Here is a 16,016-nt window from a genome sequence, read left to right as displayed (position 1 = left end):
GCGGACTCCGGCAGCGCCACTCCTGCCGGTACGTCCCCGGAACCCTGCGCTTCGTCCGGCTGCATAGGATAGGGCTTCCAGGACCTGCTGCCGGCAGCTTCGGTGGAGAGGGAGGATGAAATGCGGCCTCGTGCCACGCCGCGGCCCGAATTGATCGGGCGACTCCGCGCGGCCGGATGCGTGTTCGCCGAAGAAGAGTCGGCCCTGCTGGTCGAAGAAGCCACCAGCGCCGCGGAGCTCGACGCACTCGTTCGGCAGCGCGTCTCCGGGCTGCCGCTGGAGCATGTGCTCGGCTGGGCGGAGTTCTGCGGCCTCCGCATCGCAGTGGACCCTCGGGTGTTCGTGCCTCGACGACGGACCGAATACCTCGTCAAGCGCGCAGCGCGGCTCCTTAACGCCCGCCGGGCGCCCCGGATGCCGGTAGTCGTGGACCTCTGTTGCGGCTCGGGTGCAGTAGGCGCCGCGCTTGCCGCCTTAGCCGGTCCGCTCGAACTGCATGCCGCCGACGTCGACGCCGCTGCGGCCGCCTGCGCGCGCCGCAATTTGCTACGGCTGGGAGCAGAAGTCCACGAGGGTGACCTGTTCGATCCGCTGCCGGAGCGGCTCCGCGGCCGGGTGGACCTCATGGCGGTGAATGCGCCGTATGTTCCTTCGGAGATGATCGGGACCATGCCGCCGGAGGCCCGCCTTTACGAACCGCGGGTTTCGCTCGACGGCGGCCCGGACGGGTTGGAGCTGCAACGGAGAATAGCCGCCGCAGCGCCAGAGTGGCTGGCGCCGGGCGGCCATCTGCTGATCGAAACGAGCCGGCGGCAGGCGCCGCAGACCGTCAAGATCCTTGCCGGGAACGGGCTCTCCGGCTGTGTGTTCAGTTCGCGGAAGCTGGACGCCACAGTCGTGCTCGGCAGCGCTGCGACCGCGGACGCGAGCCGGCGCGGACGGTAGCCGCCGCCCGAGCCGTCAGAGCTTCTCCGGGTCCACGTTGGTGGCCGGGCCGGCGGGCGTAGCCCCTCCTTCATCCGACCAGTCCTGGCCGGCCTCATCGCTCAAGGCCGGACCGGAGTCAACGTCGGAGGCGGAGTGAACGGCGGCGTCCGCCCCGCCGGATGTACCCAAGTTCGCCGTTCCGGGGTGGGTGCTGTGCGCGGGCACGGCGCCGCCGGATGGGGTGCCGGTGGCAGCAGTGGTTTTAACGGATGTGGCGGGGCCGGAGGTGGCGTCGTCGCGGTGGACCGCGGAACTTATGACGGTAGCCGCGCGCCGGGCGGCCTCGCTGAGCTGGCTGGATACGTCGGGCGCCTTTTCCTTGACCGCCTCCGTAGCTGCCGCCACCCTGTCCTGGACCTGATTGCTATCCCAAAGACCGATTGCCCGGGTCTTGAGTTTTTCGTAGGCGGCCCGTCCGGAGCGGGATCCGAGGACGAAACCTGCCGCGAGGCCGGTGCCGAAAAGAAACTTGCCTTTCATGCTGTACTCCTGCTCTTGCTGCTTTTGGAAATCGTGTCCAAGTAAATTTGTCCGGTACCCGAAAGCCGGCCCCAGGAATTCCCGGGACCGGCTTTCGGTAGCTTCAGCCTTAGCGGGCCGTACGCTTGGTTATCATGCCGTAAACCAGCAGGACGATGATCGAGCCCACGATGGCCAGGAGCCACGTGGTCAGCGAGAAGAATTCCTGCAGTCCCGTACCGAAGACCAAGCCGCCAATCCAGCCGCCCAGGAAAGCGCCGACGACGCCGAGCAGCAGGGTGATGAAAATGCCGCCGCCCTGACGTCCCGGCAGGATTGCCTTAGCAATTGCCCCGGCAATAAGACCCAGAATCAGAAATGCAAAAAAACCCATTGTTTTGGTCCTTCTCTTTCATTGAGGAGACACCCGGGTTGCCGGGTGCGCTTCATCCTTCTGCCTAGATACTAATCATGCTTACTATCAAAACGCCACTTGGCAGGGCAAAAGTTGAGAAAAAACAATTGTTCACGGGGAGTTTCCCGCCGTCCCGGGGCAACCTCCCGGATGTTAGCGCTCCAGCCGGAACCCGAGCTTAATTGTCACCTGCCAGTCGGCGACCTGGCCGTTCTCGAGGTGCCCGCGGACTTCCTTGACTTCGAACCAGTCCAGGTTCCGCAGCGTCTTCGAGGCCTCGGAAATGCCATTGCGGACGGCGGCGTCCACGCCTTCGGTCGAGGTGCCGACAATTTCGGAAATGCTGTATGTGTGATTAGGCAATTTCGCTCCTCGTGATCGTTCTTGGGACCGTTGCGGTTTGCGGCCGGGGGCCGTGCCGAAAGGTTAGCCGACAGTTCCCGGGCAGGCTAGGGGCACGCCGCTTCACCGGGTCCGCCGAAGACGGGGCCCGGTTCGGGGCGCTTTGCAGCAGGGGGCCCCTCTCCGCCGCGCGGCCGGACCCGCTGCACCATCCACGGCAGCAGGTAATGAGTGGCCCAGGCCAGGTCTCCGGCCCGAGTCTCCCGCCAGTTGCCGGCCGGTAGCGGTTTGGGTTGCAGAGGTTGCAGGCTGTGCGGGACGTTTAGGGTGTCCAGCACCATGCTCGCGATTGTGTGATGGCCGAGCGGGGAGAAGTGCAGGCGGTCCGGATCCCACATCCGGGGATCGCTTAGTTGCCGGAGCGTCCACAAATCGGCGATTACGCCGTGATGCCGGACGGCGATGGTCCGGATGTTCTCGTTGAAGACGGCCACCTTGCCGCGGATATGGCCGAAGATCGGGGTATCGCCCCAGTCGGGGCCGGTGAACAGCACAACGGTCGCGCCGGTGGCGGAGAGCGCCGCCACCGCTTCCTCAAGGCTGACCGCCAGACGGTCCGGATCGCGGCGGTGGAAGACCAGGTCATTTCCGCCCGCGGATAGCGTGACGAGGTCAGGTTTCAGGGCGATCGCCGGGCCGAGTTGCTGGTCCACGATCTGCTGCAGTACGAGGCCGCTAATCGCCAGGTTGGCGTAGGAAAAATCCCCACGTGCGGCGTTGAATTCCTCGGCAATCCGGTCGGCCCAGCCCCTCATGCCGCCCGGGTTCAGGGGCTCGGGATCGCCAAGGCCGGCAGTGAAGGAGTCTCCCAGTGCGACGTAGCGTTTCCAAGGCCCCGGAGCGGTTGCGGGGGCACCGTTGCCGGCGAAGGCCGGGTTGATAAAGCTGGCCGCGTTCACCTTTCCAGAAATACGCCGGAAAGGCCGACGCCGCTAGGTCCTTTTGTCCCTAGATTTCGTCTTGCGTTCCCTCCGACCGGGCCGACAATGGAGGAAAAGCGGCAAGTTTTGAGACAGCCGCCACCCAAAGGAACGCTGGGCAGCAGCCCGCAGGCCGCGATTCACGCCTGTGCGCCCGGCCGAATTTGGCCGCCCTCGTCTCGCTGGCGGGTGGCGATCAGCCTGTCGCTCGGTCTGCTTGCGGTGCTGCGGCTTTATTCCGGCAACTTCGTCCCGGTGGCCGATGCTGCTCTCAACGGGCTTACGGCGGGGCTGCTCGGCGGCGGGGCTGCCTGCTTCGCGCTGGCCGTGCTGCTGCTGGGCCGCGTCCCTGCCCGGGGCGCCGGACCGTCGGTCCGGGCGGATCCCGACTGCCATTGCCACGCCCGCCGTTAAGTGCCAATGTCGAACCATGACGGAGAACTCGGTAGAAACTGAAGACACGTTCGCGACGGACGTCTCCACCACCCGCAACGATGCCCTGCACCGCTACGAGCTGCATGTTGGCGGCGAGCTTGCGGTCCAGGTGCGCTACATCGACCGGCCTGGCCACGTGGACTTCATCCACACCGAGACCGCTGAAAAGTTCACCGGAAAGGGCCTAGCAGGGGTACTCGTGCACTTCGCCCTGGACGACGTGGTGGCCTCGGGAAAACGGATCATCCCGGACTGCCCCTACGTCTACCGATACCTGCGCAAACATGACGCCTACACCCAGTGCATCGACTGGCCCGAGCATGAGCCCGCCGAGGCCTAATCGCTTGTGAGCCGCGCGGCTATTCCGTATGGTTGAGCGTGAGTTATGCAGCTGGCTCAAGGACGAGTCTTTGGAGTACCCCGTGAACCATAAACTGCGTGTGCTTGTCCGTGTGGAAGCTGATCCCGGACGCGTGACTCTCGAAGTTACCGGTTGCCTGACACAGGCAACCTACCCCGCGTTGCTGCGCATCATGCGCCGCGCCAGCCGACTTGCTGCGGCCTCGGATGTCAGCGTCGACCTGCACGGCGCCTCCCATCTGGATCCGGAAATCCTACTTGACCTCAGGCAGCTTGCTGCATCCCAGCAAGGGGGGTTCCGGCTGCTCCTCCACGAACCGGCAGAGCTGCCGATCTGCCTGCTGCATGTGGGGTCCGACGGCGAGGTTCTCGCCGGCCTGGACGGAGCCCTCCCCGGAATCGTTAACGGCCGGCTCATGGCGGAGCTCGACCGGCTCGACGGCGCCGGGCTCAGCCGGGAGCCGGACGACACGCACAGCGCCACGGCGGAAAGTCCGGACCTCATCGAGGGCCTGGAGCTCGCAGATTACCTCGAGGGCACGCTGGATCCGGCCGCCACTGTGCGGGCGCTGTCCGACGATGCCCTGGCGCGGCTGACCGATGCCCTCTACCGACACCTGGACACTCCCAACCCCTCCTTCGGGGCCCACACCTGGTATGAGCTTGCGGCAGAAGAGCTGCAGCAGCGCTACCGGGCCGGGGAAGGCCCGGCGGAAGACGAGCTTGCCGCGGGTCCGGCCCTGGCCTGAGTCCGCGGTGGACGGCGCCGCTAGGCTGTGGCTATGAACACCGCGGCCGAAGGATGGTCTGCCACAGCCACCACTGCCCTGATCACCGGCGCCACCGCGGGGATCGGCGCCGAGTTCGCCCGCCAGCTGGCCGAACAGGGACACAGCGTTGTCCTTGTGGCCCGCGATTCCGCACGCCTGCAGGCCAGCGCGGCGGAGCTGGAGAACCGCTACGGCGTCCGCGCCGAGGTGATCACTGCAGACCTGACGGACGACGTCGGCGTGGCCGCCGTCGTCGAACGCCTCAGTGATCCGGCGCGGCCGGTGGAAATCCTGGTGAACAATGCAGGCATCGGGCTGCTTCGCTCATTCGCGGACAATGACATCGCCGAGGAAAAACGCCACCTCAAGCTGCACGTCGAGACGGCGATGGAACTGGCGCATGCCGCACTCCAGGGGATGCTGCAACGGGGCTCAGGACGGGTCATCAATGTGGCGTCTGTGGCGTCATACCTGCCCCGCGGGACGTATTCCGCCGCGAAGGCATGGCTGCTCAGCTTCAGTCGCTGGGCCAACCTCGCGTACGCCGGGCACGGGGTGAAGGTGACAGCAGTGTGTCCGGGCTTGACGCGCACCGAATTCCACGACCGCATGGACATGGATAAGACCGTGGCCCCGGCCTGGATGTGGCTGCGGGCTGAACAAGTGGTGCGCGAGGGGCTGGCCGACAATGACAAGGGCCGCGCCGTATCGATTCCCAGCAAACGCTACAAGGTCCTCGTCGCGGTGGCGCGCGTGCTTCCCTACCGGTTCGTTGCGGGGCCGCCGCGGCGGCCGAAGTAGGCGGGTGCCGGCACGCCAAAGACCCGCCCCGCGTGCTTCCCCCTAAGGAAAGCGCGCGCGACGGGCCTCTACGGGCGGGGCGCTGGAGTGGCCTTCCGGGCGGGCCCCGGACTAGACCCGGGCCGGGACCTTGCCGGCGTCGCCGTCGTTGCTTTCAACAGCGGTGAGCGGCATGTCCATGTGCTCGAGGTCGATCAGCGGGTTCTCGTCCTGCGTCGCGACCAGTTCGCGGGCCTCGGCCTGGGTGTCCACGCTCGGCATCGAGCCGGGCAGCGGCATCTGGGCCGACTCCTTCAGGAAGTAGATCGCCACTGCGCCGATCGCGGAGGTGGCCATCAGGTAGTAGGCGGGCATCATGTCGTTGCCGGTGGCCGAGATGAGGGCCGCAACTATGAACGGCGTGGTGCCGCCGAAGATCGCTACCGAGAAGTTGTACGCGATGCCCATGGCGCCGTACCGGCTGGCCGTCGGGAACTGGGCCGGCAGGGCGGAAGCCAGGTTGGCCACGTAGAACGTCACCGGGAAGGCGATTAGGCAAAGGCCTAGCAGCGTGGACCAGACCGCGCCGATCCCGATCAGCAGGAACGCCGGGCCCGCCAGGACCACCGTGCTCAGGGCGCCAATCCACAGCACCGGGCGGCGCCCGATCCGGTCGGAGAGCTTGCCGGTCAGCGGAATGCACAGGCTCATGATGACCAGTACGGGGATCGTCAGTAGGGTGCCGTGTACGGGGTCGTAGCCCTTCGACTCGGTCAGATACGTCGGCATGTAGGACGTCAGGGCGTAGCCGGCGGTGTTGGCTGCTGCGACCAGGATGATCGCGACGATGATGGCGCGCCAGTAGGCCTTCACGATTCCCACCGGGCCCTTGGAAGCGGCGGTGTCAGTGGCGGACGCGTCCTTGGAGAGGTTTTCCTGGGCGTCCAGGGTGGCCTGGAACTGGGGCGATTCCTCGATCTTGCTGCGGAAGTACACGGCGATCAGGCCGAGAGGACCGGCCAGCAGGAACGGGATACGCCAGCCCCACTGCTCCATGGTGTCCTGGCCGAGGGTCAGCTGCAGCACCGAGACGAGGGCGGCACCGATCGCGAAGCCGAGGTAGCTGCCCATGTCCAGGAAGCTGGCAAAGAATCCGCGTCGCTTGTCCGGGGCGTATTCGCTCACAAAGGTGGTGGCGCCGGCGTACTCGCCGCCGGTGGAGAAGCCCTGGACCACCTTGAACAGGACCAGCAGTACGGCGGCCCAGATGCCGATCTGGGCGTATCCGGGCAGCAGGCCGACGGCGAAAGTGCTGGCCGCCATGATCATGAGTGTCGCGGCGAGAACCTTCTGCCGGCCGACCTTGTCGCCAAGCCAGCCGAACACGACGCCGCCCAGGGGGCGGGCGATGAAGGTAGCGGCGAAGGTGCCGAGCAGGAAGAGGGTCTGGACGTTTTTGTCCGCTTCGGGCAGGAAGACCGGGCCCATGGTGGTGATCAGGTAGCCGAATACGCCGACGTCGTACCATTCCATGGTGTTACCCACGATGGTGCCACTGAGGGCCTTCTTGAGCATTGGCTGGTCGACGATGTTGACGTCTGACTCGCGGAGCCGACGGCGCCGCAGTTTTGGTTTCTTGGCGCCGCGAGGTGCGCCTTGGTTTGTTCCGCTGGCATTCAAAACGTCAGCGGAAGAGTCTGTCGTGCTTCGGTCTTTGGGCATTTGGGCAACTCCTGGGGAGGGTCATTTGCTTGCGACTTGTAGCTGCCCCGCTCCGGGCAGGCTTTCAATTTTACGCGGTTTCTATGGATTTTCCGATTTCAGTGCCGTATCATGACCGGGTTTTTGGTCCAATCCGGCCCCATTCGAGGATTTATTTTCCCCGCTTTGACCGCTTGGCTGCTGGGAACGGGAGGCATTCGTTGCGAACTTGCAAAATTTTTCCGCCGACGCCGTCCGGCGGCCGGTTTCCGGCCCGGATTGCTGCCCTGGGAACGCCGGGCCGAGGGTGTTCAAGGGGTCCCATGCCGCATAAAGTGGATCCACCCGGGTGCCGGAATGAAGCCGGCCCGCCAGGCCATACAAGGAGAGAGCGTTCATGACCGACAACGACACTAATATCGGCAGCGATGCAGAGGTCAAAGACGCAGCGAAGCAGCCCGCAGCCGAGTCCGCCGGCGAGGGCATCAAATCCCGCCTGACCGAGGCGCAGAAGGAGATGCTCGCCAGCAAATCACGGGGCGGTGCCTCATCGCAGAGCGTCGGGCACAGCCACAAGCCCACGCACGCAAGCGGAAAGCAGGGTCCGGCGGAGAAAAAGGTTCGCTGGTAGCTGCTGCAGACATCTACTCCCGGCCGACCTACGATGGATCAACACTTCGTTTCACGGCACCTCGTTGTCGGCTCTGTGGTTAGTCGGCTGAGTGGTTAGTCGGCACAGCGGTTGGTCGGCACAGTGGTTAGTCGGCACAGCGGTTGGTCGGCACAGTCGATAGTTGGCACAGTGGAAAGGACGAGCAATGGCGGTACACCACTCCGGAGACGGGATCGAGCCTGAGGTGGCCAGCCATCTGGCCGAAACCATGGACGAGGCCCCTGGACCCGAACCCACGCATCACCTTCCGCCCCCGGCCTCCGAGGACCAGCAGTGGCCTGACGGCAGCGGCAAACACCGCCACCCCAAGGAACACGACGCCAGACACGGCCGGGCGGGCCAAGAAGCCGCGGTAAACGCGGTCCACCGGACCGGCAAACCGGACCTCCCGCACTCCTCCTAGGACCATGGGCCGGCACTATTTCCGGGCGGGCTCCGCTGCGGAGCGGCCTTGGTACCGGTCCTCCCGTCCCGGGGACATGTCCGGCGCTGGGTCTGACGGATGGGCATATTGCGGTTATCCCCAATCCCTGACCTGAAGACTGGGCATGTCCTCCCGGAGAGTGGACCTCGCCGTGCGAAGACCCGGCCTCCGCTGCGGAGCGGCCTTGCTACCGGTCCTCAGCTTCCCGGGGACATGTCCGGCGCTGGGTCTGGTGGATGGGCATAGGCCGGTTGTGCCCGATCCCGGGTGCGAAGAATGTGCATGTCCTCCCGAGACCCTGGGTTCGGGCCACCCATCAAGCCGGCAGATTAAGCCCTCCCCATCAATTGACGAAAGTGACTGCTAGGTACGGTCCGCCTGGCCGGTAGTGGACGCGCGCTCGATGAGCGTGCTGGCCAGGGTCCGTAGCGGTTCGGTGAGCACCCCGCCGCGCATCAGCTCCTTCAGCGCCCATCCCGCTTGTTCGCCGAGGGCCGCCGCCGGCAGGTGCACGCTCGTCAGAGCCGGGCTGCTGGTTGCCGAATAGGGCAGATCGTCGAATCCGGCCACTGCCAGCCGCTCCGGGACCCCGATACCGGCAACCCGAGCCTCCTGCAGCACACCGTAGGCGTGCGTGTCAGTGCAGCAGACGACGGCGGTGACCCCGTTGTGCTGCCAGGCAGCCCACGAGCCGGCAAAGGCGGCGGCCGCGGCGCCGACGTCGATAGGGGTGCTGGCGATGGCGCCGTCGGGGACCTGGATGCCGCTGGCGGCGGCTTGGTCCAGAAACGCCTCCCGCCGCACCCGGAACGTGGCCGTCCCGCTGGTGCTGTCCAAATAGGCCACCCGCACATGCCCGAGTCTCGCCAGGTGCTTTGCGAGTTCGCGGGCACCGTGGCCGACGTCAAGGTTCACAGACGGCGCGTACCCGCCGACCCCGGGCGCGTCCAGCAGGACTACCGGGGCAGTGCTGTGCAGACGGTCCAGGAACGCTGCATCCGGGGCATCCACCAGCAGCCCGGCTGGCCGCAGCGACATCAGCGCACGGACTTCCTCCGGCGTGGGTAGCTGGCCGGGCTCGCTGACCGCCAGGAGCAGCTGGTAGTCCCCGCCCAGCGCGGTGCGGACGCCGGCGATCACCTTGGCGAAGAAGGGGTTGGCAAGGTCGGGGGCCACCAGAATGACCAAATTGCTGCCGCCGCGGGCAAGCGAGCTGCCGATGCCGTCCACCACATAGCCGAGCTCTTCGATCGCCTGGCTGACGCGGGTGATTTTGTCCGCCGAAACGCGGCCCTCGGTCTTGCCGTTGGCCACCAGGGAGACGGTCGCGCTGGAGACGCCGGCCCGAGCCGCCACCATGGCCGCCGTGACCCGCCCGCCCGTCCTCCCGGCCCGCCTCCCGCCCCCGGCGTTGGCACCCGCGGCGTTGCCGCCCGCTGCGTTTGTGCCCGCGCGGGCGGGTACGGGGATGGCGTGCAGTGGGGAAATGGATTCGTCGTTGGACCGCATGCCTCGATGCTATCCGTCTCGGCGCCTTCCGCACAGAATATGGCATCAAGCGTTTAACCCACATCCTCGTTAAGCGCTTGACGCGACGGCGGTGCGGTGCCACACTTTTTATATCTGACTCTGCATGCCCGTGCAGAAACCCCAAAGACGTGGAGTAATCATGACTGTCCCATCCGGTAAGCCGCGCAAGATTATTTTGGACTGCGATCCCGGCCACGATGACGCCGTCGCCCTCCTGCTGGCGCACGGCAACCCGAACATCGACCTACTGGCCGTGACTACCGTGGTCGGCAACCAGACGCTGGAAAAGGTGACCCGCAACGCCCTGGCCGTGGGTACCATCGCCGGCATCACCGGGGTTCCCTTCGCTGCAGGCTGCGACCGCCCGCTGGTGCGGAAAATCGAAACAGCGCCGGACATCCACGGCGACTCCGGCATGGACGGGCCGGACCAGCCCGAGCCGACCATCACCCTGGACCCGCGCCACGCCGTCGACCTCATCATTGAGACGATCATGGCCCAAGCGCCCGGCACGGTGACCCTGGTCCCGACCGCGGGACTGACCAACATCGCAATGGCGGCCCGCAAGGAGCCGCGCATCGTTGAACGCGTGCAGGAAGTTGTCCTGATGGGCGGCGGTTACCACGTGGGCAACTGGAGCGCCGTCGCCGAATTCAACATCAAAATCGACCCCGAAGCCGCCCACATCGTCTTCAACGAGAAGTGGCCCGTTGTCATGGTCGGCCTGGACCTGACCCACCAGGCGCTCGCCACCCCCGAGGTGGTGGCGCAGATCGAGGCCGTCGGCACCAAGCCGGCCAAGTTCGTGATGGAGCTGATGGAGTTCTTCACCAAGACCTACAAGGACGCCCAGGGCTTTGACTACCCACCGGTGCATGACCCCTGTGCCGTGGCCTACGTCATCGACCCGACTGTCATGACCACCCGCAAGGTACCGGTGGACATCGAGCTCACCGGAACGCTCACCCTTGGCATGACCGTGGCCGATTTCCGCGCCCCGGCACCGGAAGGCTGCCACACCTCCGTGGCCGTGGACCTGGACCATGCCAAGTTCTGGAACCTGGTCACGGACGCCCTCGTGCGCATCGGGGAGGTTGACCTGTGAGCAGCTCCCTGACCCGCTCCACGTCAGGCACCGCCAACGTCGCGGCGCTGATAACGGCCCTGCTGGCCGCCTGCGTCGCGTTCCAGCTCAACGCCTCCATGCTCAGCCCCGCCCTGGTCACCATGGGCCGGGAGCTGAATGCGGACCAGGCCGTCATCGGGCTGTCCCAGACCTCCTTCTTCACCGCCGCGGCGCTGTTCTCGCTCTTCCTTCCGCGTCTGAGCGACATCGTGGGCCGCAAGAAGATCCTCGTCATCATGATGATCCTGATGGCCGCCGGCTCCGTGATTTCCGCCCTGGCCCCCGACGTCAGCTGGCTCTTCGTGGGCCGCATCATCCAGGGTGTCAGCGGCCCCACCGTCCCGCTGTGCCTGATCATGCTGCGCTCGGCCGTCAGCGAGCCGAAAAAATACGGTGTGCTGATGGGCCTCATCACCGCCGTCAACGGCGGCATCGCCGGCGTCGACTCCTTCGTGGGCGGCTACTTCGCCGAGCACTACGGCTTCCGCAGCATCTTCTGGCTGATGGTGGCCCTGGCCGTGGTCGCCACCGCCCTGATCGTCTGGCTGGCCGGCGAAAGCAAGCCGGGCGAGGGCACCCGGATGGACTGGGCGGGTGTGTTCTTCATTGTGGTGGCCGTCGGTGCCCTGCTGACCGCGCTCAACCAGGCCTCCGCCCTTCTGGCCGGCTTCTCTGCCGCAACGCTTGCCTGGTCCGTGGGCCTGGCGGCCGCCGCCGTCGTGGCCTTCGCACTGTTCTGGAACACGGAAAGGCGTTCCAAGCACCCTATGGTGGCGGTGGCCCACCTGCGCCAGCGCGCCACCTGGGCTCCACTGCTGACCACCACGCTGACCATGACGGGCATTTTCGCCGTCATCAATGGCATTGTGCCCGCCTTCGTGCAGGCCGCGGACCCCGGCTTCGGGATCGGCGCCACGGAGATGTCCCTGCTGATCCTTACCCCGTACGCGCTGCTGGGCTGGGTCTTCGGCCCGATCACTGGCCGGCTGGCTCCAGTGCTGGGCTACACCCGCGTGTTGCGCATCGGCATGGCGGGCTCGCTGGTGGCACTGGCCATCATCGGCTTCTTTGGCCTGCACAACCTGGGGCTGATGGTCGCCGGCACCGTGCTGCTGGGCATCATGTACGCCGGCACCGTGAACATCATGCTCAACGGGCTGGGTGTGGTGCTCTCGCCGCAGGGCAATCCGGGGTTCTTGCCGGGCATGAATGCCGGAGCCTTCAACCTGGGCGCCGGGCTGAGCTTCCTGGTGCTGCCGGCCGTACTGGCTGCCGCAGGCTCCATGGGCGGCACGGGTTCCTACCTGGTCACCGTCGTGGTGGCCCTGGTGCTCACGGCCCTGGCGCTCGGCGCCTCGATGCTGATCCCCAAGCCGGTTGAGGCCGAGGTGGCACAGTAACCGTGAACGCACCGACCGTGAATGCACCCACCGGCGCCGCTAACGCCGGCCGCATTGTGGTGGTGGGCTCCCTGAACGCGGACCTGACCATCTACACCGAGCGTTTGCCGCTGCCGGGCGAAACGCTGCACGGCAGCGGCTTTGCCGTGAATCCGGGCGGCAAGAGCGCTAACCAGGCCGTGGCCGCGGCGCGGCTGGGCGGCAATGTCACACTGATCGGTGCGGTGGGCGTGGACGACAACGGCGCCATGCTGCTGGCCTCCACGGCCGGCGCGGGCGTGGACGTCACACGTGTCAGGCAGACCAACGCGCCCACCGGCGTCGCCGTTATTTCCGTGGACGCGGCCGGTGAGAATTCCATCATCATCGCCGCCGGCGCCAACGGAACGCTGGCGCCGGCGCACGTGGACCGGGCGGCCTTCGACGGCGCCGTCGTCGTCGGTTTGTGCCTCGAGGTGCCGTTGGAGACCGTACAGGCGGCAGCGCAGGCCGGGCACGACGCCGGCGCCCGGGTGCTGTTGAACCTCTCACCGTACGCGCCGATTCCGGAGGCTCTGGCGGGGTTGACGGACGTGCTGCTGGTCAACGCCCACGAGGCCTCGCAGTTCCTTGGCGGCTTTGAGCTGCCGTCGCCGGAGGCCCCGGAAGCCGAATGGGAGCCCGCCGTGGCGCAGTTTGCCGCGCACGGGCTGGCGCAGGTGCTGGTGACGCTGGGCTCACAGGGCTCGGTGGTGCTGGACCCCTCCGCCGGCACTCCGGTGGTGCGAATTGCGCCCACCCGGGTCGATGCCGTAGACACCACCGGCGCCGGGGATGCCTTCACCGGCGCCGTCGCCGCGCGCCTGGCCGCCGGGGACGCACTGGTGGACGCCGCCCGCTACGCTTCCGTGGCCGCGGCCATGGCAGCCACCCGCAGGGGCACCCAGACCGCCTACCCCACGGCGGCCGAGCTTAGCAACTTCCGCTAGACCCCGTAACTGATCGTGAGGGCCCGCCTCGGCGGGCCCTCACCGCTGTTCGACCTTACAGCTGTTCGACGTTACAGCTGTTCGACGACGACGTCCGACGGGGCCTTGTCCAGGCGCCAGCCGCGCCAGACCGGGTGCCGGAGCTTCCCTCCTCCGGTCCAGTCGCCGAACGTGACCTCGCCGACGAGCTTGGCGCTCACCCACCGCGCATCCGAGGCGTCCTCCGCCGGCACGTCCGCAAACGGCGACGTCTTGCGCGGCATTGCGTCGAGCTGTTGGCGCAGTTCCTTGAGTTCCCGGGTGCTGAACCCGCTGCCCACCCGGCCCACATAGCGCAGTTTCGGCCCGTCCGGGATGCCCAGCAACAGCGACCCGACCGAGTCGCGGCGGCCGCCGTTGCCCGGGCGCCAGCCGCCGACCACCACCTCCTGGGTCTTCTCGAACTTGAGCTTGAGCCAGGAACGGCTCCGCTGCCCGACGTAGCGCCCGTCGACGCGCTTGGCCATCACGCCCTCCAGTCCTAGCTCCTCGGCGCTCGCCAGGATGTGCCCGACGTCGGCGTCGATCACCTCGGAGAGTTCCACCGGGCAGCCGCCGCCCCGAATCCCGGTGAGGAATGATTCGAGCCGGTCCCGGCGCTCCTTCAGGGGGCTGGGGCGCAGGTCTTGGCGGTCCTCGGTGAGCAGGTCGAAGAGCATCAGCCGCACCGGAGTGGCGGCCTGCGCCTTCGCTACGTCGGCGGGCCTGCTCAGCTTCATCCGTCCCTGCAGCAGCCCGAAGTCGGGCCGGCCGGCCGGCCCGACGGCGATGATCTCGCCGTCGGCGGCGAAGTCCTGCGGCGGCCAGCAGGCCCGGTCTGTGAGTTCCGGGTAGCTGGCGGACATGTCGTTGCCGTTGCGGCTGATCAAACGGATCCGGTCCGCGTCGCCCAGGACCAGGGCCCGGACGCCATCCCATTTAAGTTCGAACAGCCAGTCTTTGTCCGCCAGGTCCGCCCTGGTTCCGGCGCTGGCTAGCATCGGCGCGATTTGTCCCGGGGCCGGGGCGGCGTCCGCGGCAGGGCGGCCGACCGCTCCTTGGCCGACGCCCGGTGCGGCCGGACCCGCCGCACCCGGGGCACCCGCAGCACCTGCCGGACGATTCGCCGTCGTCGCCGGGTGGGCCGCCCGCGCACCCGGGGCGTCCATGAGGTGGATAAGCCATTGGTCGCCGGCCTGGCCGGTGTGGATCAGCGCGAACCTCCGGACACCGCCCAGGCCGCCGCCCTCCTGGCCGGTGAGGGTGGCGATGACTTCCTTGCCCGCGACCCATTTCTCGCACTCGTAGTGCCCGCGGTCCCAGATGCTGACAGTGCCGGCGCCGTACTGGCCCTTGGGGATGCTGCCTTCGAAGTCCGCGTAGTCCATCGGATGGTCCTCGGTCTGGACCGCGAGGTGGTTCTTGGCCTTGGCGGCGGGGACGCCCTTGGGGAGCGCCCAGGACACCAACACCCCATCTCGCTCGAGTCGGAAGTCGTAGTGCAGCCGGCTGGCGTGGTGTTCCTGAATGACGAAACTCTCCCGGAGCGTGCCGCCGTCGTTCCTGCTGAGGTGCTGCTCCGCCGTAAACGGCTCCGGGGTGGCAGCGGCGTCCCGTTTGGTGCGGTACTTTTCCAGCCGGGGGTCGGTGCGGCCCCCGTCGCCGCCGTTACTCGCGGGCCGCTGCGATCCCCGCGCCGCGGGGGCGCCGTCGGCGGCGGCCGCGGGAGCGCCGGTCTGCGCGCCGCCGGAGATGACGGCGAAGGGGTCCTTGCCGGCCTTCACCCGCTTCATCACCTCCTGGTAGTCGAGCTGGTGCAGCGAAGGGGAGCCGAGCTCGCGCCAGGTCCGCGGGGCCGCCACGGTAGGCCGGAGCCGGCCGCGCAGCGAGTAGGGCACGATGGTGGTCTTCGCGGCGCTGTTCTGGCTCCAATCCACCAGCACCTTGCCGGAGCGCAGGGTCTTCTTCATGTCGCTCACGGCCAGCTCCGGGTGGTCCGCCTCCAGCGCCCGGGCCAGTTCGTGCGCGAAATCCGAGACCTGGTCCGAGCTTTGCGTCCCGTCCAGGGCGGCATAGAGGTGGATGCCCTTGCTGCCGCTGGTCACAGGTACCGGCTCCAGGCCCACGTCCTGGAGGATGCCGCGGGCGAGCATGGCAACCTCCACGCACTCGGCCAGACCGGCGCCGTCACCGGGATCCAGATCCAGCACCAGCCGGTCCGGCGGCAGGGCGTTGCCGTGCGGGTCCACCCGCCACTGCGGCACGTGGATCTCCAGGGCCGCGATCTGCGCCAGCCAGGTGAGCGTCGCGGAATCGTTGACCAGAGGGTACTGGATGCTGCGTTCCTTGTGCTTGATGGAGGCGCGCGGCACCCAGCCCGGCGTGGAGTGGTCCAGATTCTTCTGGAAGAACATCTCGCCCGGCGCCGCGGCGGTTCCCACGCCGTGCACCCAACGCTTCCGAGTGGCGGGCCGGTTCGCCGCCGCGGGGATCAGCGCCGGCGCCACCGCGGCGTAGTAAGCGAGGACATCGGCCTTGGTGGTCCCCGTTTCCGGGTACATAATCTTGTCCAGGTTGGTCACCACCAGTTCCCTGCCGTCAACCCGGACGCGTTTCCTACTCTCGGCCAAAACACTTCACCTCCGTGC

General features: G+C 67.2%; 17 protein-coding genes. 10 read left to right on the top strand and 7 right to left on the bottom strand.

All coding sequences use genetic code 11. The features are described 5' to 3' along the window. Window positions 1-120: 120 nt before the first annotated feature. Entirely contained in the window at window positions 121-945 is an 825-nt protein-coding gene (locus ABIB14_RS05370) for a putative protein N(5)-glutamine methyltransferase (protein ID WP_354234633.1), read from the top strand. A 15-nt stretch (window positions 946-960) separates the two neighbouring features. Here the strand turns inward: ABIB14_RS05370 and ABIB14_RS05365 are convergent, their stop codons facing one another. From ABIB14_RS05365 to ABIB14_RS05350, 4 genes are all read right to left on the bottom strand, one after another. Beyond that, window positions 961-1,467 carry a hypothetical protein gene (locus ABIB14_RS05365; protein WP_354234631.1) on the bottom strand — a complete coding sequence of 169 codons (507 nt, stop codon included), beginning with the start codon at window positions 1,465-1,467 and terminating at the stop codon, window positions 961-963. Window positions 1,468-1,576: 109 nt separating this feature from the next. Further along, on the bottom strand, window positions 1,577-1,840 hold the full coding sequence (locus tag ABIB14_RS05360; protein WP_354234630.1) for a GlsB/YeaQ/YmgE family stress response membrane protein: 264 nt from the start codon (window positions 1,838-1,840) through the stop codon (window positions 1,577-1,579). A gap of 174 nt (window positions 1,841-2,014) precedes the next feature. After that, on the bottom strand, window positions 2,015-2,224 hold the full coding sequence (locus ABIB14_RS05355) for a dodecin (protein ID WP_354234629.1): 210 nt from the start codon (window positions 2,222-2,224) through the stop codon (window positions 2,015-2,017). 86 nt (window positions 2,225-2,310) lie between these two features. After that, window positions 2,311-3,162 carry an SGNH/GDSL hydrolase family protein gene (locus ABIB14_RS05350; protein WP_502909611.1) on the bottom strand — a complete coding sequence of 284 codons (852 nt, stop codon included), beginning with the start codon at window positions 3,160-3,162 and terminating at the stop codon, window positions 2,311-2,313. Window positions 3,163-3,372: 210 nt separating this feature from the next. Here ABIB14_RS05350 and ABIB14_RS05345 point away from each other — a divergent pair, with 210 nt between their 5' ends. The 4 genes from ABIB14_RS05345 to ABIB14_RS05330 all read left to right on the top strand — a co-directional run bounded on the left by ABIB14_RS05345 (window position 3,373) and on the right by ABIB14_RS05330 (window position 5,549). After that, on the top strand, window positions 3,373-3,597 hold the full coding sequence (locus tag ABIB14_RS05345; protein WP_354234627.1) for a hypothetical protein: 225 nt from the start codon (window positions 3,373-3,375) through the stop codon (window positions 3,595-3,597). A 16-nt stretch (window positions 3,598-3,613) separates the two neighbouring features. Further along, on the top strand, window positions 3,614-3,958 hold the full coding sequence (locus tag ABIB14_RS05340; protein ID WP_354234625.1) for a GNAT family N-acetyltransferase: 345 nt from the start codon (window positions 3,614-3,616) through the stop codon (window positions 3,956-3,958). An 82-nt stretch (window positions 3,959-4,040) separates the two neighbouring features. Continuing rightward, the gene (locus ABIB14_RS05335) at window positions 4,041-4,727 is read left to right on the top strand and encodes a hypothetical protein (protein WP_354234623.1); all 687 of its coding nucleotides are present in this window, start codon (window positions 4,041-4,043) and stop codon (window positions 4,725-4,727) included. Window positions 4,728-4,760: 33 nt separating this feature from the next. Then, window positions 4,761-5,549: an SDR family NAD(P)-dependent oxidoreductase gene (locus ABIB14_RS05330; protein WP_354234621.1), complete on the top strand. Its 789-nt coding sequence runs from the start codon at window positions 4,761-4,763 to the stop codon at window positions 5,547-5,549. A 111-nt stretch (window positions 5,550-5,660) separates the two neighbouring features. On the opposite strand, the gene ABIB14_RS05325 is transcribed toward ABIB14_RS05330, so the two are convergent. Beyond that, the gene (locus ABIB14_RS05325) at window positions 5,661-7,250 is read right to left on the bottom strand and encodes an MFS transporter (RefSeq protein WP_354234619.1); all 1,590 of its coding nucleotides are present in this window, start codon (window positions 7,248-7,250) and stop codon (window positions 5,661-5,663) included. Between the two features lie 376 nt (window positions 7,251-7,626). On the opposite strand from ABIB14_RS05325, the gene ABIB14_RS05320 reads away from it, so the two are divergent. Further along, window positions 7,627-7,860 (top strand): hypothetical protein, encoded by a 234-nt coding sequence (locus ABIB14_RS05320; protein WP_354234617.1) that lies wholly within the window; start codon window positions 7,627-7,629, stop codon window positions 7,858-7,860. A gap of 187 nt (window positions 7,861-8,047) precedes the next feature. Further along, window positions 8,048-8,305: a hypothetical protein gene (locus ABIB14_RS05315; RefSeq protein ID WP_354234615.1), complete on the top strand. Its 258-nt coding sequence runs from the start codon at window positions 8,048-8,050 to the stop codon at window positions 8,303-8,305. A gap of 384 nt (window positions 8,306-8,689) precedes the next feature. Here the strand turns inward: ABIB14_RS05315 and ABIB14_RS05310 are convergent, their stop codons facing one another. Beyond that, the gene (locus tag ABIB14_RS05310; RefSeq protein WP_354234795.1) at window positions 8,690-9,685 is read right to left on the bottom strand and encodes a LacI family DNA-binding transcriptional regulator; all 996 of its coding nucleotides are present in this window, start codon (window positions 9,683-9,685) and stop codon (window positions 8,690-8,692) included. Between the two features lie 310 nt (window positions 9,686-9,995). Between ABIB14_RS05310 and uriH the strand changes: the two genes are divergently transcribed. Genes uriH through ABIB14_RS05295 form a run of 3 tightly spaced genes read left to right on the top strand, consistent with a single transcriptional unit; the run spans window position 9,996 to window position 13,350 of the window. Continuing rightward, window positions 9,996-10,961 carry a uridine-preferring nucleoside hydrolase UriH gene (gene uriH, locus ABIB14_RS05305; protein ID WP_354234613.1) on the top strand — a complete coding sequence of 322 codons (966 nt, stop codon included), beginning with the start codon at window positions 9,996-9,998 and terminating at the stop codon, window positions 10,959-10,961. Further along, complete coding sequence (uriT, locus tag ABIB14_RS05300; protein ID WP_354234611.1) at window positions 10,958-12,382, top strand: uridine transporter UriT; 1,425 nt, start codon at window positions 10,958-10,960, stop codon at window positions 12,380-12,382. The genes uriH and uriT overlap by 4 nt, the downstream gene beginning before the upstream one ends. A gap of 2 nt (window positions 12,383-12,384) precedes the next feature. Then, window positions 12,385-13,350, top strand: a complete 966-nt coding sequence (locus ABIB14_RS05295; RefSeq protein WP_354234609.1) for a ribokinase — start codon at window positions 12,385-12,387, stop codon at window positions 13,348-13,350. 71 nt (window positions 13,351-13,421) lie between these two features. Here the strand turns inward: ABIB14_RS05295 and ABIB14_RS05290 are convergent, their stop codons facing one another. Then, the gene (locus ABIB14_RS05290) at window positions 13,422-15,998 is read right to left on the bottom strand and encodes an ATP-dependent DNA ligase (RefSeq protein ID WP_354234607.1); all 2,577 of its coding nucleotides are present in this window, start codon (window positions 15,996-15,998) and stop codon (window positions 13,422-13,424) included. Window positions 15,999-16,016: the final 18 nt, after the last annotated feature.

The organism is Arthrobacter sp. UYEF3, assembly GCF_040546245.1.
GTDB lineage: Bacteria > Actinomycetota > Actinomycetes > Actinomycetales > Micrococcaceae > Arthrobacter.
Note: the sequence above shows the minus strand (reverse complement) of the source record. Positions and strands in the feature narration are given on the sequence as shown.

Excerpts from the sequence above, each read along its gene's own strand:
- ABIB14_RS05370 (WP_354234633.1), top strand. The coding sequence starts at position 121 with ATGCGGCCTCGTGCCACGCCGCGGCCCGAATTGATCGGGCGACTCCGC.
- ABIB14_RS05365 (WP_354234631.1), bottom strand. The coding sequence starts at position 1,467 with ATGAAAGGCAAGTTTCTTTTCGGCACCGGCCTCGCGGCAGGTTTCGTC.
- ABIB14_RS05360 (WP_354234630.1), bottom strand. The coding sequence starts at position 1,840 with ATGGGTTTTTTTGCATTTCTGATTCTGGGTCTTATTGCCGGGGCAATT.
- ABIB14_RS05340 (WP_354234625.1), top strand. The coding sequence starts at position 3,614 with ATGACGGAGAACTCGGTAGAAACTGAAGACACGTTCGCGACGGACGTC.
- ABIB14_RS05330 (WP_354234621.1), top strand. The coding sequence starts at position 4,761 with ATGAACACCGCGGCCGAAGGATGGTCTGCCACAGCCACCACTGCCCTG.
- ABIB14_RS05325 (WP_354234619.1), bottom strand. The coding sequence starts at position 7,250 with ATGCCCAAAGACCGAAGCACGACAGACTCTTCCGCTGACGTTTTGAAT.
- ABIB14_RS05320 (WP_354234617.1), top strand. The coding sequence starts at position 7,627 with ATGACCGACAACGACACTAATATCGGCAGCGATGCAGAGGTCAAAGAC.
- ABIB14_RS05315 (WP_354234615.1), top strand. The coding sequence starts at position 8,048 with ATGGCGGTACACCACTCCGGAGACGGGATCGAGCCTGAGGTGGCCAGC.
- ABIB14_RS05310 (WP_354234795.1), bottom strand. The coding sequence starts at position 9,685 with ATGGTGGCGGCTCGGGCCGGCGTCTCCAGCGCGACCGTCTCCCTGGTG.
- uriH (WP_354234613.1), top strand. The coding sequence starts at position 9,996 with ATGACTGTCCCATCCGGTAAGCCGCGCAAGATTATTTTGGACTGCGAT.